The sequence below is a fragment of the Mesorhizobium jarvisii genome (genome assembly GCF_003601985.1).
Taxonomy (GTDB): Bacteria; Pseudomonadota; Alphaproteobacteria; order Rhizobiales; family Rhizobiaceae; genus Mesorhizobium; species Mesorhizobium jarvisii.
Genome location: NZ_QZXA01000020.1, coordinates 21,428 through 39,478, shown reverse-complemented (window position 1 = coordinate 39,478; position 18,051 = coordinate 21,428). Strand labels below are relative to the sequence as shown.

The following is an 18,051-nucleotide window of genomic DNA, read 5'->3' as shown; positions in this document are numbered from 1 at the left end:
CTCCTAAAAGCAGACCTCTGACCATCATCGGTTCGCCACCCGGAAATCATGATAGGCCAACTCATAGGTCTTCTGTTCGAAACCAGGCCATTCCTGCTGCAAAGCGGCTGCTGAGCCTGCTCTAGAGAAATCCGCATCCATCATCAGCGCCCATGCTTTTTGGCTTGTTAATTTGCGAGCTGCCTCAATGGCTTCCAGGAGCCGGGTGTCGGTTGCGTCGGGGTGGACCGCCTTCAAGCGCAGGATCATCATTTCACGCGGATCAAATCTCAATATGGTACGGCGCGGGCCGATAAACGGCTTGGGCTGCACAGCGGGATCCTCAACGAAAGCGGCGTTGCGGAGTCCAGCGTCGAACTCGATCATATTGAGCAGAAACTCATTCCGTAAGGCGATGTATGCTGCATCCCAGAGCGGCAACTCCGCCATCTTGTCGAAAATGAGCTTCGCCTCGGGTACCGACCGCAGCCTGGCCGTCAATAGTTCGGGTGTGATCATAATCAAACTGTCTTTGCGCGTATCGAAAGTGGATTCTATGACTCTGACCGCTGCTGGGTCCTCTGCGACGCGCACGATAACACTCCAAACGGACGCGGCCACTACCACAAGGCGGCAAACCTTGTCTTGTCATGCCGACCATGGTAGCGAACGCCCGATTTCAATTCGGTCAGCAAGGCTGCCCAGGGGAAAAGGATATAAGGCTCATGGCCAGCAATGATGACGCGCCGACCGGCGCAGCCAACGGCAACGGGAACGCGGCGCAGCCGTCGCTCAACGTGCTCGCCCAGTATGTGAAGGACCTGTCCTTCGAAAGCCCCGGCGCGCCGAACTCGCTGCGCGGCCGCGACAAGGCGCCCGGCATCGCCATCAACGTCAATGTCAACGCCAATCCGCTTTCCGACAAGCAGTTCGACGTCAATCTGACGCTGAACGCCAAGGCCTCCTTCGACCAGGAAGTGCTGTTCAATGTCGAGCTGGTCTATGGCGGCGTCTTCGCCATTTCGGGCTTCCCGCAGGAGCACATGCTGCCGATCCTGTTCATCGAATGCCCGCGGCTTTTGTTCCCCTTCGCCCGCCAGATCATCGCCGAGGCCACCCGCAATGGCGGCTTCCCGCCGCTGATGCTCGACCCGATCGACTTCGCGCAGATGTTCCAGCAGAAGATCGCCGAGGACCAGGCCGCGTCGAAGGTCCAGGTGAGCTGAGGTTTATCCTCCTCGTTTCTGAAAAGCCCGGCCTCGCGCCGGGCTTTTTTGTTGGCCACGGCCGGCCGGGTCCCGCTGCTTCGCGGCGTCCCGGCGTTTGCTGCCTTTCATCGTGCCCCAGGCACGACGAATTCACTTCGTGGACCGGCACTCACCCTGCGGAGCAGCGCACAACTCCTGCGGATTCCAGAACACTCCGCTACGTCACCCCGCCCTATCATCGCCGCCTCAGGCAAAGGCGTCCCGGCGGTCGTAGCCGTTCCGCGTCGGCGATCCGCCGGGACGAGCCTGCTTCCGTGCAAGCCCCAAAACCCCAGCGCTTTTGGGCGGCCTGCACCAACGACAAAGGGAACGACGATGAGATTCATGCTGACCGACCGCAAATTGCATCCGCAGGCCAAGCCCGTCGCCGAGGATTTCAAAACCGGCGGCATCAGCCGCCGCGAATATCTGGCGCTGATGGCCGGCCTCGGCGTCAGCGCCGCCGGCGCGTTTGCGCTCGGCGGCCTCGCCGCGACGCCGGCCCGCGCCGCCGAACCGAAGAAGGGCGGCACCTTGCGCGTCGCCATGAACGTCAAGGGTTTCAAGGACCCGCGCACCTTCGACGGCGTCGAAATGTCCAATGTCGCCCGCCACTGCAACGAATATCTGGTGCGCTGGAACACCGATTTCTCGTTCGAGCCCTGGCTGCTCGAAAAATGGGAGATGAGCGACGACGCCAAGACGCTGACGCTGCATGTGCGCAAGGGCATTTCCTGGTCGAACGGCGACGCCTTCAACGCCGACGATGTCGTCCACAACCTCACCCGCTGGTGCGAGGCCGGGGTGGCCGGCAATTCGGTCGCCGCGCGCATGGGCGCGCTGGTCAATGCCGACACCAAGAAGGTGGTCGATGGCGGCATCGAGAAGGTCGACGACCACACGATCAAGCTCAACCTGCCGAAGCCCGACATTTCGCTGATCGCCGGCATGGCCGACTATCCAGCGCTGATCATGCACCGCTCCTATGAGGGCGACGGTGATCCGATGAAGGCGCTCGCCATCACCACCGGCCCCTGCGAACTGGTGAAATGGGACGCCGAGACGGGGGCGGAGGTCAAGCGCAAGGACAAGCCGTGGTGGAAGGGCGAGTTCTATCTGGATGGCATCCAGTGGATCGACTACGGCTCCGACCCCAACGCCATGCTGTCGGCCTTCGAATCCGGCGAGATCGATACCGACCACGAAACCGCCTCCGACGCCGTCGCGCAGACCGACAAGATGGGGCTGAAGAATTCCGAGATCGCCACCGGCTCGACCATCGTCGCCCGCTTCAACATCGGCAACGCGCCCTATGACGACATCAAGGTCCGCCGCGCCGCGCAACTCGCCGTCGACAATTCGGCCGTGCTGGCGCTCGGCCTCGGCGGCCGCGGCAAGCCCGCCGACAACCACCATGTCGGCCCCATGCACCCCGAATATGCCGATATCGGCCCGGCCAAGCGCGATGTGGCGGAGGCCGAGAAGCTGCTCGCCGCCTCCGCCAAGCCGGACCATGAATATGAGCTGATCTCGGTCGACGTCGAATGGCAGAAGAGCACCGGCGACGCGATATCAGCGCAGATGCGCGAGGCCGGCCTCAAGATCAAGCGCACCGTGCTGCCCGCCGCCACCTTCTGGAACGACTGGAGCAAATACCCCTTCTCCTGCACCGAATGGCTCGGCCGCCCGCTCGGCGTCCAGGTGCTGGCGCTGGCGTACAAATCAGGCGCCGCCTGGAACGAAAGCGCCTATGCCAGCAAGGAATTCGACGACCTGCTCGACAAGGCGCTCGCCACCCCCGACGCCAAGGCGCGCAAGGAGATCATGGCCGGCATCGAAAAGAACCTGCGCGATTCCGGCATCATCATCCAACCCTACTGGCGCTCGGTCTACCGGACCTATCGCAAGGGCGTGGAGGGCTGCGAACAGCACCAGGCGCTGGAGCAGCATTTCGAGAAGGTGTGGATTGAAAGCTGAGGCCCCGACGCTGGTCTTCCCTTCTCCCCTTGTGGGGTGAGGGGCGGTCCGCGTCAGCGGACGGAAAGCCAATTGCTTGGCTTTCCGAGCCTCGAACGCCCTGAGCCTGCGAAGGGCCGGGGGCGCGGGCGCTGGTCTTCCCTTCTCCCCTTGCGGGAGAAGGTGGATTGCCGCGAAGCGGCAAGACAGATGAGGGGTGCGTGACGGAGTGAGGCTTTGCTATTTAAGGCTTTGAGTCCGTAACTTTCGACGGTATCGCCAAGCTGAAACACCCCTCATCCGTCTCGGCGCTGGCGCGCCGATCCACCTTCTCCCACAAGGGGAGAAGGAAGGCGCGCTCCCCTCACCGCCCCTCCCTCACCAACGTCCAGATCCACCCGATAAAAGTCAGCACCAGGAACGGATAGCCTGCCGCCGGCAGCGGCGACGAGGTCGGCAGCAAGGGCGCGCGCCACAGGATCATGCAAGCCGAGACGACAAACAGCACGGCGGCGACGAGCGCCGTGAGCCGCATCCACAGCGCAAAAGTCTTCGGTGCGCTGACCATGACCAGCCCTGCCGCCCAAAGCGAAATGCCGCCGACATAAGAAGGCACGCTGGCCTCCAGTCCCGCCGCATTGCCCGCCAACAGCAGGCTCTCGCCGGCCAGGAAGGTCAGGAAGCCCGCAGCGACGCAATCATGGCCCAGCCGCTGGTATTTCATGGTGAGCAGCGCGGTGGCGACGACCAGTGCCACGCCGTCGATCGTCCAGAGCGTTTCACGCAGCGGCGCGCTGGCGACGAAGGTGCCGGCAAGGCCAAAGGCGCCACCGATGGCGAGGCCGAGAGAGGCGATGGTGTCTGATGTGGTGCGCACGTGGTGTGTCCCCCGAGCCGGGTTGAGGATACTTCAAGGGGGTGACTTCTCAAAGGGTCGGCTAAGAGCGTTGATGCAAGCTAGCTTGACTACTGCAACGCCACATCGGACCTGCGCTGTACGCTTCCGGGGTTGGCGCTACCCAAATATCTGTAGTTCTCTAACCAACGCTCATTGTTTGAGTCTAGCCTCCCCAGCTTCGCACCTCCGCCAGTAATCCTCGTCCATAGTTGGCAAGAATCCACCTGACTTCATCATTTCATCGAGGCATCTAAGTGTTTCTTCAATGTTAAGGACTCCCGTCGCCAACAGACTGCACAATATTCCTATCGAACCAATGACTTTATCTTTCCCGATAACCCTCTCCGCCACCTGCCTTGCTCGGCGGTCATCGCATACAAAGCAGATATCTTGATTCCGACATGCGAGTATCGAGTGCGCCTCCCCCTGGCCGATGTTCTCGGCTCGGACAAACTCCTGAAGCTCTTCAGGATCCACTTCACTATCGCACAAACCGCACCGACTGGCAGATTGAAGAGCATCGAACAGCTCTCGATAGAGGCCGTTCATCTCAATCTGAACAGCGCCAACGATTGCCTTCTGTCCCTTCAAAAACTCGAGTACTGTCTCAAGAAGCCCGCAGTTAACGAGATTAATCCAGCTACAGGTATCAAATCGTACGCTATCGGATAAATTCATATACTTCGTTCACCGTATATCCAAATATATTTGCTACGCGGCTAACAGAATATACCCCATCTTCAATTCTGGATTTTACGAATAATTTCAAAGCCGGAGACAGGACGGGAATTTCATCATAATTATCTTTGGCAGGAAGGGTGCGCATATAAGATTCTGCGCTCTCAAAACTTTTCCTAATTTCAGTCAAAAGACGAGCCGTGACGCCCCTATCTATGATCCGAGTCTGCTCCAGTCTATTTCCCGCCGCCTCAAAGCTGACTCCGAAAAAGCGGGCGATGTAGGCAATCTCTACTGACGATATGGAGTCGTCCTTTTGCTCAAATAGCGACTTAAATGCGCTGATGAATCTCGTAATACCAAACACTGGCATCAGCAGGCACGAGGCGAAGGCGTTAGCTAACTTCTCATCGTCGGCCATACCCGCTTCATCCTCAAATATGTTTTCGTCGATTATCGGCCTACTACGGCAATGCCCAAAAATGATATGCGCCAGTTCGTGGGCTACGGTGAACCTCATTCTTGGAATATACTGAGCGGATACAAATATTAGATTCACATTGTTGACGCTAACGCAGGCCCCATCTACACCGAGGCCTCTGAGCTTAATTACATGCGCTAACCCCGAATCACTAATAGCCCTAGAAATGTCGCGTATGGGATCTATCTCTTGTTCGAGATGGAATAGTCTTCTCACCACGAGCGACGTATCATCAATCGACCTCAAATTGTCGGTCGTTGCCTTCATCTCGATTTGAATATTCCGGTTGTCTGGTCCGGCTTCATTGGTCAGGAAGTCCGTGACCAATCGCACCCGCATTTCGGACGAGTAGAACATGTCTGGATGGCTGGACGATCGAAGACGCATGTCTGCCACGCCAGTGCTGTCATCGAAGTCACCGAGCGCATCAACGGGAATGCGCAGGTATTTCCCCAAAGCGAGCAGTTCGCTAAGATTGGGGTTTGATCCCTGCGATATGGAACGCAGCCGGTCTACCGCGATTCCGGTTCGCTTGGAGATAGTCGGGAATCGGGGTTCCAAGCGAGAAATTTTGCTTCTCACTTGATCACTTTCCCGACTTGATATCGCTCAGCCATGCAAGCATGGTATCGACCTCTAATTCCCCTATTTTGGACATACGCCCAATCACGTCAATTGGCCTATTTCCGGCCTTGCCAACGACTCGCTGCAAGATGGGCAAAGTTTCATTTCGACTGCGTTGAACCTGTTCCGGGGTCTCCAAGTTTATTGATTTGCCGCCTACGATGAAATTTTCGACGCGGCGATCAAACCCATCTTTCGGGTGGGTGTCTAAGGGGTGTTTGTCGCCATCCTTCGAAACCACAACGTTTCCGACCAGGAGCCCTTCCGCCGTCAAGGACAATCGGTTCTCTGGAAACCTCGCGTGAGCTTCTAACGCACTTATTTTTTCGGCCACCTGCATCCCGCCTATGATGTACTGCTGAAATCTTTCAATCTTCCCGCTAACGACAAATATCCAATCGCCTACAGACACAGCTCTGCGAATATTTGGCATACAAGCTCCCAATGTAGGTACCGGACCAAACATTGGATCTTTTAGAAATCGACCCGCACCTGGATCGGCGCCTTGGCCAGTGATGTAGACGTAGCCGCTCATCCGCTATCCTCTTGAAAATCTCATGTTAAGCTATGATCTGTATTCTGTCTATTGAAGCAAAAAGCGTCAGCTTGATGAGCCATCTGCTACTGGACCCACAAGAGTACCCCGCTGGCATTGCGATCTGGGGTGGTGTCGAACCTATTTTTATGACCGCGCATAGGCCCAATGAAGAGGCCGGGATACACATTCACGCACGCAAATTGCCGGTAGCTGAAAAAGATATCGATCAGAGCTTTGATGAAGTCACCTTCAGGGACTGCACTTGGGGGAGAGATATACAGATCGATCAAGATGCCGCTGTGGGATTTATGATCTCTCAGATACTCGGCGTAAATATGCGGCATGTCATTTGCATCAATTGTGCGAGCGACATTTTTCTCGGACGCCAGTTTGCCGCCTATCCATCAACGAGTCACACATGTCCTTCCTGTTCAACTGTCAACACGACCGTCGAGGAGGCTGTGGCCAATCCGTTGATAACTTTGCGGGAGAGGTATTCAAGCCGGATCGAACCAGCTGTTATCTCGCCCAATCGCCCGTTGTCGCTATCGTGGGATAAGTTTCCCGGCGGGATAGATATTTGGGGATCTAATCAAGCGATAATTTGGAACGCTCAAAAGCCGGAAGAGGAAGGACTCCACGTACATTGGTACGCGAGTGATGGAACTATGCTACGGGACGACACTTTTGATTCCGTGACGCTTGGAGCGATCAAGGTCGATGTCAAAGCCGCCCGACTTTGGATGGCACAACGTGAGGTCCATCGACTTCGCGCAGCTACTAGATCTATTACCTGCAAGGAATGTGGGAACCAAGTGTGCGACGAAGGCATCCAAGCCCGCGTCCCATCCACTACTCACAGATGCGCTACGTGCGCACATATAGCGCAGTCGACGAGCCCTATCATCGCAAATCCAATGCCGGCTACCGTCAAGTTGCTAATGGACAGTTGGAAGCTAGCTCAAAAGTAAGCATCTCTGGGGAAGGCTGAGTGCGATAGCCAGAGGCTCACCGCACTGCCGCAACCCCCGGGGTGGGACCCGCTGCCTCCGGCAGCTCCCACCCGGACTTGCGCTCGCATCGACCCACCGGGTCGATGCGTCCGGCCGGAGGCCGGACCGCTCAATCGCCCATCTTCAGCGCCTGGATAAACGCCTCCTGGGGAATATCCACCTTGCCGAACTGGCGCATCCGCTTCTTGCCTTCTTTCTGCTTGTCCAGCAGCTTGCGCTTGCGCGAGACGTCGCCGCCGTAGCACTTGGCGGTCACGTCCTTGCGCAGCGCCGAGATGGTTTCGCGGGCGATGACCTTGCCGCCGATCGCGGCCTGGATCGGGATCTTGAACAGATGGTGCGGGATCAGCTCCTTCAGCTTCTCGCACATCTGCCTTCCGCGCTTTTCCGCCGCCGTGCGGTGGACCAGCATGGAGAGCGCGTCGACCGGCTCCTCATTCACCAGGATCGACATCTTCACCAGGTCGCCCTCGCGGTAGTCGGTGAGATGATAGTCGAACGAGGCGTAGCCCTTGGAGATCGACTTCAGCCGGTCATAGAAGTCGAAGACGACTTCGTTGAGCGGCAGGTCGTAGGTCAGCATGGCGCGCTTGCCGACATAGGAGAGGTCGGCCTGGATGCCGCGCCGGTCCTGGCAGAGTTTCAATATGCCGCCGAGATAGTCGTCGGGGGTGAGGATGGTGGCGCGGATCCACGGCTCCTCGATGGCCGAGATCTTCACCACGTCGGGCATGTCGGCCGGGTTGTGCAACTCCTTCACCGAGCCGTCATTGAGCAGCAGCCTGTAGACGACGCTCGGCGCGGTGGCGATCAGGTCGAGGTTGAACTCGCGCTCCAGCCGCTCCTGGATGATTTCGAGGTGCAACAGGCCGAGGAAGCCGCAGCGATAGCCGAAGCCGAGCGCGGCGGAGGTTTCCATTTCATAGGAGAAGGAGGCGTCGTTGAGGCGCAATTTGCCGACGGCGGCGCGCAGATCCTCGAAATCGGCGGCGTCGACCGGGAACAGGCCGCAGAACACCACCGGCTGCGCCGGCTTGAAGCCGGGCAGGGCCTGCGCGGTCGGGCGCTTGTCCTCGGTGATGGTGTCGCCGACGCGGGTGTCGGCCACTTCCTTGATCGAGCCGGTGAAGAAACCGAACTCGCCGGGGCCAAGCTCTTCGACATTGATGCGGGCGGGCGTGAACACGCCGGTGCGCTCGACCAGGTATTTGGCGCCGGTGCCCATCATGCGGATGGTCTGGCCCTTCTTCAGCACGCCGTCGATGATGCGCACCAGCACGATGACGCCGAGATAGGCGTCGTACCAGCTGTCGACCAGCATGGCCTTCAAGGGTGCTGTCGCATCGCCCTCGCGCGGCGGCGGCAATTGGTGGACGATGGCTTCCAAGACATCCGGAATGCCAAGGCCCGTCTTGGCCGAGATCAGCACGGCGCCGGAAGCGTCGATGCCGATCACCTCCTCGACCTGCTCGCGGATGCGCTCGGGCTCGGCGGCCGGCAGGTCGACCTTGTTCAGCACCACGACGATCTCGTGGTTGTTGTCGATGGCCTGGTAGACATTGGCGAGCGTCTGCGCCTCGACGCCCTGCGAGGCGTCGACCACCAGCAGCGAGCCCTCGCAGGCGGCCAGCGAACGCGACACTTCATAGGCGAAGTCGACATGTCCGGGCGTGTCGATGAGGTTGAGGATATAGTCCTCGCCATTGTTGGCGCGGTATTTCAGCCGCACGGTCTGCGCCTTGATGGTGATGCCGCGCTCGCGCTCGATGTCCATCGAGTCCAGCACCTGCTCCTTCATGTCGCGCAGCTCCAGACCGCCGGTGGACTGGATCAGGCGGTCGGCGAGCGTGGATTTGCCATGGTCGATATGGGCGACGATGGAGAAATTGCGGATGTGGTCGAGGGGCGTGCTCATGTCGCGCGCTTTAGCAGGGGTGGCTTGCGGCGGCAAGGCTTGCGGCGCAAGGGCGGCGCCTTCGATCACAAAGCGGTGAGCCGCGCCAAATGCCGGTCCCGGCGGCCGCGGATGCTTAAACTTTGATCGATCGCGTTAGACCTTGGTTTGCTGCCGCGTGGTATATGCGGCATCACTAATATCCGCGGGGTAAAAAAATGCTGAAAATTGCAGGCGGGTTCGCCCGTTCGCGCAGCGGCTCGATGATGCCGCTGTTTTTCCTGAGCCTGGTGCCCTTGATCACCGCCGTCGGCTTCTCCGTCGACTATACCAATGCCGTCGAGACCCGCTCCAACATGCAGGAAGCGCTGGATGCCGCGACGCTGGCCATCACCACGCTGCCGCCGAGCACGACGCAGCCGGTCCGCCAGCAAGCGCTGCAGGACAATTTCACCGCCAACAACGGCCAGGGCACCACGACGCTGGTGAGCTTCAACGTTGCCGCCGACGGCACCGTCACCGCGCAGACCTCGGCCAGCTTTGCCATGCCGACCAATTTCATGACCATCGCCCGGATCAACACCGTGCCGGTCGCCGTCGCCTCGGGTGTCAACAAGGCGCCCGGCCTGGTGCAGGCGACGTTCAAGATCGACAAGGTGTCGGGCTACTGGAACAAGATCATGACGCTTTACGGCACGGCCTTCAGCGCGACGACGTCGCAAAAGCTGATGACCGCCAGCTATGTCTACTCGCCCTACACCTATTCATACAAGGTGAACGGCAAGTCCTATTCCATGACGGAACCGAAGGGTTACGGCACGACGACGATCTCGCTTGTCAATGGTTCGACATCGACGATAGTCCAGACGCAGACATGCTCGACCATCGGTGCGACGGCCGCTTTCACCAGCCCGCCGTCGGGTGCGATCCTGAGCGCCGGGCAGTACGACAGCAACAGCGGCAAGACGGTGTATTTCCAGACCACATGCGTCACCACCAACGTGCCGGCCACCGGTGCCGGCGCCGCCGTCGACGTCAGCCAGATGGGCCAGCTTTACCTGCAGATGGATGTCACGACCGGCAACAAGGCAACGTTCAAATCGAACGACGCCACCACCTCCGACCACCTCTATCTGGGCACCACACCCACGCCCTTGACCGAGGTCGCCGCGGGCAAGCTCATCGACATCTTCAGCGTCGTGCCTTGCTCGCAGACCAGCTACCAGGCCTGGGAAGACGGCGGCACCACCCTTCCCGCGGATTATACCAATGCCGACTTCGTCTACAACATCTCCGGCAAGTGCGACTTCAACCAGCGCCCGTCGCTGACGGCGCTGACGCAGTAAGGGGCGCTGCTGATCTTCCTTCTCCTCTTGTGGGAGAAGGAAGGGCGGGCGAGGCCAGTGACTCGGCCTCGGGCGGTGGATCGCCGCGCAGCGGCGAGACAGATGGTTGGACGGAGCGCTGGGTCTGGCTAATCTGGCGCCATGCCGCATCAACCCGTCACCTCAGCCAAACGTAGATTTGCTCGCTCGCTCCGGCGCGAGATGACGGAAGCGGAAGGCAAGCTCTGGCAGGAGCTGCGCGACCGCAGGCTCGACCGGATAAAATTCCGGCGCCAGGCGCCTATCGGAAGATACGTCGCCGATTTCGTTTGTCCCGAAGCTCGACTGATCATCGAGATCGACGGCAGCCAGCATGCGGAGTCGGACACGGACCAGATCCGCAAGACCGAACTCGAGGCCAAGGGCTTTCGGGTTCTGCGTTTCTGGAATGACGATGTCCTGAAAGACCTCAACGCCGTCTGCGACACGATCATCGCCTATGTAAGGGACACCAGTCTGCAGCCCTGGCGGTGATGGCGCGCCTTTCCTTCTCCCCTTGCGGGAGAAGGTGGATCGCCGCGTAGCGGCGAGACGGATGAGGGGTGTTCCAGCGGAGTGAGACGTCGGCATTCCCTGGAACACCCCTCATCCGACCTCGCTTCGCGAGGCCACCTTCTCCCACAAGGGGAGAAGGGAAGACCAGGCTCAATGCGCACTCAATCTTGATTGGCACGGTATTGGCGGACAGGGTCGGCGGGGCCTAGCCTGGGGCACGTCAACTCCTGGAGAAGAACCCGATGCCTGATTCCGTGCTGCGTGTGTCCATCCTGCGCTGCGATGCAGCGAAGTTCGCGTCGTTGCGAGAGATGATGGTGGACGCCGAAGCAGAGCTTCGGCCCGGCATCGAGGCCCTGCCGGGGCTGCTCGTCTTCTACGCCGGCGCCGACGAGGCGACATCGTCGCTGATCAACACGAGTAGGTGGGACACGCTGGAGCACGCCAGGCAACTCGATACGTTCCAGCCCATGCTGGATGCGGGAAAGCGTTTTGTCGCCGAAGGCGCAAGGTTCGAGCGGCCGATCATGCACTACACCTCGCTGTGGCGTTTCGGGCCGCTTGCGTAGGCGGTAGTAGCTCCCCCTTCTCCCCTTGTGGGAGAAGGTGTCGCCGAAGGCGACGGATGAGGGGTGTTCCAGGGAACGCCAACGCCTCACTCCGCTGGAGCACCCCTCATCCGACCTCGCTTCGCGAGGCCACCTTCTCCCGCAAGGGGGAGAAGGAAGAGGCGCTCCAATCACAAACCGGTGAGCGCTGTAACGAAGCGGCAGATGGCAGCGAAATGGGGGAATGACCGGCGCATCTCAGCGCCCCCACGGAGCCCGCCCTATGCCGAGATCCTCAAAGTTCATTGCCCTGTCCAGCCTGGGGGCGTTGGCGCTCGCAGCCTCGCTCGGTGCCGCCGCCGCGCAGCCGCTCAGCGTCGTCGAGCTGTTCACCAGCCAGGGCTGCTCGTCCTGCCCGCCGGCCAATGCCAATCTGATCAAGGTCAAGGACCAGCCAGGCGTGCTGGCGCTGTCCTTCAACGTCACCTACTGGGATTATCTCGGCTGGAAGGACACTTTTGGAAAACAGGAGTTCACCCAGCGCCAGGTTTCCTACGAGCCGCCGCTCGGCCATGACGGGCCATTCACGCCGCAAGTGGTGGTCAACGGCCATGCCGATGTCGTCGGCGCCGCACCGGGCGAGATCGAGCATCTGATTTCCGCGACCGGCAAGACCGGCGGCCCCTCGCTGTCGCTCGAGGGCGGCAAGGTGACGATCGGCGCCGGTGCCGCACCGGGCGGCAAGGCCGATGTGTGGCTGGTACGCTATGCCAAGGGCGTCGTGCAGGTGCCGGTGGCGCGCGGCGAAAACACCGGGCGCACGCTGCCGCATGCCAATGTCGTGCATGCGCTGGAAAAACTCGGCAGCTGGACCGGCGGCGCCACCGCCTATGCGCTGCCGGCCGCGCCCGGTGGCTTGAGCACCGCCGTGCTGGTGCAATCGCCGGGCGGCGGACCGATCCTGGCCGCCGCCACCAACTGATTTTCTTTCTCTTCGCGCGGGGCCGCATGCAGCGGCAACGCATCACCCGGCCCGCTTGCGCGCCAAAACCCAAGGAGACATCCATGACCAAGTACCTGACCCTGCCGGCGCTCGCCTTCGTGCTCTCGGCCGCCGTTTTCGTCGCCGGCGCCCGTGCCGACGACGCGACCAACGCCATGAAGCCCGCCAATGCGATGGCCACCGACGCCATGAAGCCGGCGACGGATGCCATGAAGCCGGCGGATGCCATGAAGCCCGCGACCGACGCGATGAAGCCGGCCGACCCGATGGCCACCAATGCGATGAAGCCCGCAGCGGACGCCATGAAGCCGGCGGCGGATGCGATGAAGCCGGCCACCGACGCGATGAAGCCAGCGCAGTAAGCAGGTCGGCTGCCCCTCACCCAGCCTCCGCTTCGCTCGCCTGACCGTTCCGGGACGAGCGGCGCCAACTTTTCTTCTCCCCCTCGGGGAGAAGGTGGCCCGAAGGGCCGGATGAGGGGGAGTGCCGGCGACAGGAGCCGCCCGCACGGCAAATTGAGACCTCTTGGCGGCTTGCGTCGTATATATTGGAACAACAACAGGAGATCAGAACATGACCGGTATCGAAAAGACACGGCCGTTCTTTACCCGCGGCGCGCTGGCCGTGCTCGGTTTTGCCGCGGTGGCGGCGGCCGCCTTATGGCAGACCCCGGCGCGCTCGGCCGAGGACGCGGTGGTGATCCCGCCGCCGGCAATGGACGAGAAGGCTGCCCCGGGCAGCGAGACGGCGATCTTCGCCGGCGGCTGCTTCTGGGGCGTGCAGGGCGTGTTCCAGCACGTCAAGGGCGTCAGCAAGGCCGTGTCCGGCTATACCGGCGGCGCCAAGGATGACGCCGTCTACGAGACCGTCGGCACCGGCCGCACCGGCCATGCCGAATCCGTCGAGATCACCTACGACCCCTCGAAGGTGACCTACGGCCAGCTGCTGCAGGTCTATTTCTCGGTCGCCCACAATCCGACGCAGCTGAACTTCCAGGGACCGGATTCCGGCACCCAGTACCGCTCGACGATCTTCGCCGAGAACGACACGCAAAAGAAGATCGCGCAGAGCTATATCGAGCAGCTCGACAAGGCCAAGCTCTATCCGGCACGAATCGTCACCACGATCGAGACCGGCAAGACCTTCTATCCGGCCGAGAACTACCACCAGGATTTCCTGACGCTGAACCCGACCTATCCCTACATCGTCTACAACGACCTGCCCAAGGTGGCGAACCTGAAGCAGCTGTTCCCGGCGCTGTACAGCGACAAGCCGGTGCTGGTGCTGTCGGCCAGCAATTGAATTCAAAAAGGGGCGCGCATCTTACCTCCAAGGGTGGATACGCGCCCCTTCTATCCAGCCGGTTACATGGCCTTCATCGCGTCGCATGACACATCAGGGTTCATGTCGGCGAAGGTGCCTGTCGGGTTCTTCTTCCAGGCCCAGACATGCAGCTCGTAGAAAGGCCCCAGGCCATACCGGTTGGGCGCGCTGTTGAAGTTGAACAGCTGTCCTTCCAGGGAGGCCGGACCTTTCGAGGTGATGTATTCGACGGCCACCAGCTTGAGCTTGCCGTCTGCCATCGGCTCGTACATCACGGCCTCCGGCTTAGCGAGGTCGACGGCGGCGTCCTTCAGGTAGGCAGCGTTGACATAGTGAATGCCCATGGCGCCGCCAGTGATGCCGCTGGCGCAAGGGATCGGCGCATAGCCTTCTGCGGTGGCCTTCGCCACATCCTCGAAACGGCTGTCGGCTGCCCGCACCTTCTCATCCAGCCTACCCGTGTCATTGGCATTCGCCGCCGTTGCCGCGATCGACAGGATCGACAGGTTGATGAGGTGCCTGGTCCACACATGAATGTTCATTTTCTCTCCTGGTTTGTTGATTGCGCGCGGGGACAGCCGCCCCCGCCGCGAAGACGGGCCTGGGCTGGGCGCATCATCTGTCCGACCGGGTGAAGTCCCAGTATTGCGGTAGCTCCACGAGCTCCGGCAAGCCGATGTCGCGTCTCAGATAATCGTCCTGCGGTGGCAATCCGCGCCGGCTCGGGCGCAAGGGTGCGAACAGCAAGGCGGCAAGCCACCGGAAAAGCCGGCCCAGTAACGGGTCTCGTCCGACCGGTCTCGAAGCCGCCGACACCTCGCTGGACGCGTTGTCAGGCAAGCCGCGATCGCCGCGAAGGGCAGTTGGATGCGCATTGCCGCGATCAACGGTAAAAGTAAGGGTCAAGAACCCGCACCTCCGTGATCTTGTCGACCGGAAGCGCGTTTTTCTGGGCAGTGCTGCGGATCGCTTCCGGCGAGGGCGCATCATAGATGCAGAAGCTCTGCTTCTTGTCCGGCGAGACGAAGGATTGCACCCAGGTCACGCCCTTCTCGGCGTTGCGCATGATCACGCCGCCAAGCGCCTCGGCGCCGACATCGTTCATCGGCACGCTGAGGCCATCGGGAAATGTGCGTTCAACCACATAGCGAGGCATATTGGTTTTCCTTTTTCCATGGTTTCACGCTCGATTTGAGCGCGCCAGGACATTGACCACGCTCGCCATGGACGCGCATCGGAGCCTTTCCCTATGTTTTGTGGGAAGATTCCCTATAATGGCGACGTTATGTGTGAGGTTGCACCGAAATGTGTGGAGGGTCACATTGTCGGTGATGGTCCCGGACGCTTCTGGCGGACGTCCAGGGAACCGCCGAAACACAATCCTTTCTGGGCGTATGATGATGCTTCTGGAACGGCAGACACAGCTGGCGCAGCTGGATGAACTTCTCGCAGAGGCCGCGAATGGCCGCGGCCGCGTGGTGGCGCTGTCGGGCGAGGCAGGCGCTGGCAAGTCGGCGCTTGTCGAGGCCTTCGTTGGCGGAGTTGCCGATGGCACGCGCATCTTCCGCAGCGCCTGCGAGGATTTGTCGATCCCCGATCCGCTCGGCCCGCTCTACGATCTTGCCCGCGAGGCGCAATGGGCGATGCCGCAGGCGATCGACGCGCGGCAGGGGCAGAGGTTGCCCCTGTTTTCCGACGCGCTGGGAGTCTTCGAGGCAAGGAGCCAGCCGACGCTCCTGGTCATCGAGGACCTGCACTGGGCCGATGACGCGACGCTGGATTTCGTTCGCTTCCTCGGGCGCCGCATCGCCAACACCCACATCCTGCTCGCCCTGACGGCGCGCACCGACCGCAGTGAGGGGCAGATGCGCGTGCGCCGCGCGCTCGGCGAAATCCCCGCCGGCAACGTCGTGCGCATCGATGTGCCGCTGCTGAGCGAGGCGGCGGTGCTGTTGCTTGCCAATGCCGCCGGCCGTGATGGCGATGCCATCTACCGCGCGACGGCGGGCAATGCCTTCTTCGTCACCGAGCTTTTGTGCGCGGACAATGAGATGACGCCACCCGCCAGCGTGCGCGACGCCGTCGTCGCACGGGCCGAACGGCTGTCGGCCGGCGCCCGCTCGATGCTCGATGCAGTTTCGGTGTTTCCCAGACGCGCCGACGCGTGGGCCTTGCAGGGTCTGTGCGGCGTCGCGGCTGCCGGCCAGCTCGCGGAATGCGTGTCGAACGGCCTGCTCGACGATCTCGGCGACGGCTACGCCTTCCGGCATGAGATCGCGCGCCGCGCCATCGAGATGATGCTGACGACCAGTTCCAGGAGATTGTTCAATCAGCGTGCGCTGTCGGCGCTGCTCGAGAACGGTGGTGTCGCCACCGCGCGCCTCGTCCACCACGCGGTCGAGGCGCACAATCTGCAGGCGGTGCGTGAGTTCGCACCGATTGCGGCGCGGGAGGCCTCGCGTGTCGGCGCCCATCGCGACGCCGCCGGCTACTACGAGGTTGCCCTGCGGCAGGCCGATACCTTGCCTCAAGACGAGCGCGCCGGCCTTTACGAGCAATATGCGTTCGAGTGCCATTTGATCGCTCGCATAGACGAGGCCATCAAGGCGCAGGAACAGGCACGTGTGCTGCAACAGGCGCTTGGCAACAGGCTGAAGGAAGGCGACAGCCTCAGATGGCTGTCGCGCTTCGCCTATCTTCTGGGGGACCGACAGGCAGCCGACATGTTCGGCGCCCAGGCGGTCGCATTGCTGGAAACCGTTCCGGCCAGCGCCGAACTCGCCATGGCCTATTCGAACCTTTCGCAGCTTGCGATGCTGGCCGAAAGGCTGGACGAGACCTTGTCGCTCGGCGCCAGGGCGATCGAACTCGCCGAACGGTTGAACAGGGCGGAAGTCGTTTGCCATGCTCTCAACAATGTCGGCGCCGCCGAGCAGTGGCTGGACCTGAGCAGCAGCAGGCTGCATCTTGCCCGCAGCCTCGAGATCGCGCTGGAGCAGAATTTTCAGGAACATGCCGCGCGCGCCTTCACCAACTGCGCTTGTGGCGAGATGAACCAGTTGGGCTACAGCCAGGCCCAGTCCTTCCTCGATCGCGGCATCGACTATTGCGTCGAGAACGATCTGGCGACCTGGCGCGATTACATGCGTGGCGTGCGGGCCCAGTTGTTGGTGCGCAACGGACGCTGGGATGACGCGGCTGCCGAGGCGCTGGATGTGATTGCCAACGACCGGGCGACGGCGCTGGTGCGCTATCCCGCGCTCGTGGCGCTGTCGCGGCTGAGGGTCCGCCGCGGCGACCCCTCGGCAGAGCCGCTCCTGGCGGAGATGAAGCGGTTTCTGGAGAAGGGCGCCGAACTGCAGCGGCTGTTACCCTACGCGGCTGTGATGGCCGAACTGGCCTGGCTGGGGGAGGCGGACAAGGACGAGGCGCTGCGGCTGATCGGCCTTGCCGAGGGCATGTCGCCGACCCGGGCGGTGTTCGCCGAACTGGCAAGCTGGCGGCAGATGCTGGCGCCCGATGCAGATGCGGGCGACACATCAGGCATGGCCGCGCCCTACCGGATGCTGCTGGCCGGCGACTGGCGGGGAGCGGCCGCGGCGTGGGCGGAACTCGACGCGCCTTACGAACGCGCCCTGGCGCTGGCGCAGGGCGACGAGGCGGCACAGCGGGCGGCGCTGGAGATCCTTGAGGCGCTCGGCGCCCGGCCGGTCGCGAGCCATGTGCGCGACATCATGCGGCGAAACGGCGTCATCGGCATCGCGCGCGGACCGCGCCGCACCACGCGCGCCAACAGCGCCGGCCTGACCCAGCGCCAGATGGAAGTGCTGCAGCTGATCGAGCGGGGTCTCTCCAACAAGCGCATAGCCGAGCATCTCGCCATTTCGCCCAAGACGGTCGATCACCACGTCTCGGCGGTGCTGGGCAAGCTGGATGCCGTCTCACGCGGCCAGGCGTCCGCGTCCGCGCGCGCCAGCGGGCTGATCTGA

General features: G+C 61.7%; 17 protein-coding genes. 9 read left to right on the top strand and 8 right to left on the bottom strand.

Annotated features, from left to right (window positions below; translation table 11 throughout):
• Positions 1 to 24: 24 nt before the first annotated feature.
• Positions 25 to 573 carry a hypothetical protein gene (locus D3242_RS31835; RefSeq protein WP_147377518.1) on the bottom strand — a complete coding sequence of 183 codons (549 nt, stop codon included), beginning with the start codon at positions 571 to 573 and terminating at the stop codon, positions 25 to 27.
• A gap of 131 nt (positions 574 to 704) precedes the next feature.
• Between D3242_RS31835 and secB the strand changes: the two genes are divergently transcribed.
• Both secB and D3242_RS31825 read left to right on the top strand, forming a co-directional pair.
• Positions 705 to 1,205 (top strand): protein-export chaperone SecB, encoded by a 501-nt coding sequence (gene secB, locus D3242_RS31830; RefSeq protein ID WP_019862223.1) that lies wholly within the window; start codon positions 705 to 707, stop codon positions 1,203 to 1,205.
• 357 nt (positions 1,206 to 1,562) lie between these two features.
• A complete protein-coding gene (locus tag D3242_RS31825; protein ID WP_064982274.1) occupies positions 1,563 to 3,203 on the top strand; it encodes an ABC transporter substrate-binding protein in 1,641 nt (546 codons plus the stop codon).
• Positions 3,204 to 3,546: 343 nt separating this feature from the next.
• Here the strand turns inward: D3242_RS31825 and D3242_RS33765 are convergent, their stop codons facing one another.
• The 5 genes from D3242_RS33765 to lepA form a co-directional block, all read right to left on the bottom strand.
• The gene (locus D3242_RS33765) at positions 3,547 to 4,059 is read right to left on the bottom strand and encodes a hypothetical protein (RefSeq protein ID WP_064982273.1); all 513 of its coding nucleotides are present in this window, start codon (positions 4,057 to 4,059) and stop codon (positions 3,547 to 3,549) included.
• Between the two features lie 171 nt (positions 4,060 to 4,230).
• A complete protein-coding gene (locus tag D3242_RS34535; RefSeq protein WP_120145569.1) occupies positions 4,231 to 4,758 on the bottom strand; it encodes a PIN domain-containing protein in 528 nt (175 codons plus the stop codon).
• On the bottom strand, positions 4,742 to 5,821 hold the full coding sequence (locus tag D3242_RS31805) for an ImmA/IrrE family metallo-endopeptidase (RefSeq protein WP_147377517.1): 1,080 nt from the start codon (positions 5,819 to 5,821) through the stop codon (positions 4,742 to 4,744). Before D3242_RS31805 ends, D3242_RS34535 begins: the two co-directional genes overlap by 17 nt.
• Before the next feature lie 4 nt (positions 5,822 to 5,825).
• On the bottom strand, positions 5,826 to 6,398 hold the full coding sequence (locus D3242_RS31800; protein WP_147377516.1) for an Nmad2 family putative nucleotide modification protein: 573 nt from the start codon (positions 6,396 to 6,398) through the stop codon (positions 5,826 to 5,828).
• A gap of 1,125 nt (positions 6,399 to 7,523) precedes the next feature.
• Positions 7,524 to 9,329, bottom strand: coding sequence for a translation elongation factor 4 (gene lepA, locus D3242_RS31790; RefSeq protein WP_027047572.1), 1,806 nt, complete (start codon positions 9,327 to 9,329; stop codon positions 7,524 to 7,526).
• Between the two features lie 197 nt (positions 9,330 to 9,526).
• On the opposite strand from lepA, the gene D3242_RS31785 reads away from it, so the two are divergent.
• The 6 genes from D3242_RS31785 to msrA all read left to right on the top strand — a co-directional run bounded on the left by D3242_RS31785 (position 9,527) and on the right by msrA (position 14,041).
• Positions 9,527 to 10,654, top strand: coding sequence for a TadE/TadG family type IV pilus assembly protein (locus D3242_RS31785; RefSeq protein WP_038650872.1), 1,128 nt, complete (start codon positions 9,527 to 9,529; stop codon positions 10,652 to 10,654).
• Positions 10,655 to 10,795: 141 nt separating this feature from the next.
• On the top strand, positions 10,796 to 11,167 hold the full coding sequence (locus D3242_RS31780) for an endonuclease domain-containing protein (RefSeq protein ID WP_064982264.1): 372 nt from the start codon (positions 10,796 to 10,798) through the stop codon (positions 11,165 to 11,167).
• A gap of 263 nt (positions 11,168 to 11,430) precedes the next feature.
• Positions 11,431 to 11,757, top strand: a complete 327-nt coding sequence (locus tag D3242_RS31775) for a hypothetical protein (RefSeq protein WP_064982262.1) — start codon at positions 11,431 to 11,433, stop codon at positions 11,755 to 11,757.
• Positions 11,758 to 12,019: 262 nt separating this feature from the next.
• Positions 12,020 to 12,718 (top strand): DUF1223 domain-containing protein, encoded by a 699-nt coding sequence (locus tag D3242_RS31770; RefSeq protein WP_027047570.1) that lies wholly within the window; start codon positions 12,020 to 12,022, stop codon positions 12,716 to 12,718.
• A gap of 83 nt (positions 12,719 to 12,801) precedes the next feature.
• Positions 12,802 to 13,101, top strand: a complete 300-nt coding sequence (locus D3242_RS31765) for a hypothetical protein (protein WP_064982260.1) — start codon at positions 12,802 to 12,804, stop codon at positions 13,099 to 13,101.
• A gap of 211 nt (positions 13,102 to 13,312) precedes the next feature.
• Entirely contained in the window at positions 13,313 to 14,041 is a 729-nt protein-coding gene (gene msrA, locus D3242_RS31760; RefSeq protein WP_081295972.1) for a peptide-methionine (S)-S-oxide reductase MsrA, read from the top strand.
• A 62-nt stretch (positions 14,042 to 14,103) separates the two neighbouring features.
• Here msrA and D3242_RS31755 read toward each other — a convergent pair whose 3' ends face one another.
• Together D3242_RS31755 and D3242_RS31745 are read right to left on the bottom strand one after the other, a co-directional pair.
• Positions 14,104 to 14,604 (bottom strand): hypothetical protein, encoded by a 501-nt coding sequence (locus D3242_RS31755; RefSeq protein WP_064982259.1) that lies wholly within the window; start codon positions 14,602 to 14,604, stop codon positions 14,104 to 14,106.
• Between the two features lie 341 nt (positions 14,605 to 14,945).
• Positions 14,946 to 15,218 (bottom strand): DUF4242 domain-containing protein, encoded by a 273-nt coding sequence (locus D3242_RS31745; protein WP_032932362.1) that lies wholly within the window; start codon positions 15,216 to 15,218, stop codon positions 14,946 to 14,948.
• A 244-nt stretch (positions 15,219 to 15,462) separates the two neighbouring features.
• Here D3242_RS31745 and D3242_RS31740 point away from each other — a divergent pair, with 244 nt between their 5' ends.
• Positions 15,463 to 18,051: an ATP-binding protein gene (locus D3242_RS31740; RefSeq protein WP_064982317.1), complete on the top strand. Its 2,589-nt coding sequence runs from the start codon at positions 15,463 to 15,465 to the stop codon at positions 18,049 to 18,051.

Excerpts from the sequence above, each read along its gene's own strand:
- secB (WP_019862223.1), top strand. The coding sequence starts at position 705 with ATGGCCAGCAATGATGACGCGCCGACCGGCGCAGCCAACGGCAACGGG.
- D3242_RS31825 (WP_064982274.1), top strand. The coding sequence starts at position 1,563 with ATGAGATTCATGCTGACCGACCGCAAATTGCATCCGCAGGCCAAGCCC.
- D3242_RS34535 (WP_120145569.1), bottom strand. The coding sequence starts at position 4,758 with ATGAATTTATCCGATAGCGTACGATTTGATACCTGTAGCTGGATTAAT.
- D3242_RS31800 (WP_147377516.1), bottom strand. The coding sequence starts at position 6,398 with ATGAGCGGCTACGTCTACATCACTGGCCAAGGCGCCGATCCAGGTGCG.
- lepA (WP_027047572.1), bottom strand. The coding sequence starts at position 9,329 with ATGAGCACGCCCCTCGACCACATCCGCAATTTCTCCATCGTCGCCCAT.
- D3242_RS31785 (WP_038650872.1), top strand. The coding sequence starts at position 9,527 with ATGCTGAAAATTGCAGGCGGGTTCGCCCGTTCGCGCAGCGGCTCGATG.
- D3242_RS31780 (WP_064982264.1), top strand. The coding sequence starts at position 10,796 with ATGCCGCATCAACCCGTCACCTCAGCCAAACGTAGATTTGCTCGCTCG.
- D3242_RS31775 (WP_064982262.1), top strand. The coding sequence starts at position 11,431 with ATGCCTGATTCCGTGCTGCGTGTGTCCATCCTGCGCTGCGATGCAGCG.
- D3242_RS31770 (WP_027047570.1), top strand. The coding sequence starts at position 12,020 with ATGCCGAGATCCTCAAAGTTCATTGCCCTGTCCAGCCTGGGGGCGTTG.
- D3242_RS31765 (WP_064982260.1), top strand. The coding sequence starts at position 12,802 with ATGACCAAGTACCTGACCCTGCCGGCGCTCGCCTTCGTGCTCTCGGCC.
- msrA (WP_081295972.1), top strand. The coding sequence starts at position 13,313 with ATGACCGGTATCGAAAAGACACGGCCGTTCTTTACCCGCGGCGCGCTG.
- D3242_RS31755 (WP_064982259.1), bottom strand. The coding sequence starts at position 14,604 with ATGAACATTCATGTGTGGACCAGGCACCTCATCAACCTGTCGATCCTG.
- D3242_RS31745 (WP_032932362.1), bottom strand. The coding sequence starts at position 15,218 with ATGCCTCGCTATGTGGTTGAACGCACATTTCCCGATGGCCTCAGCGTG.
- D3242_RS31740 (WP_064982317.1), top strand. The coding sequence starts at position 15,463 with ATGCTTCTGGAACGGCAGACACAGCTGGCGCAGCTGGATGAACTTCTC.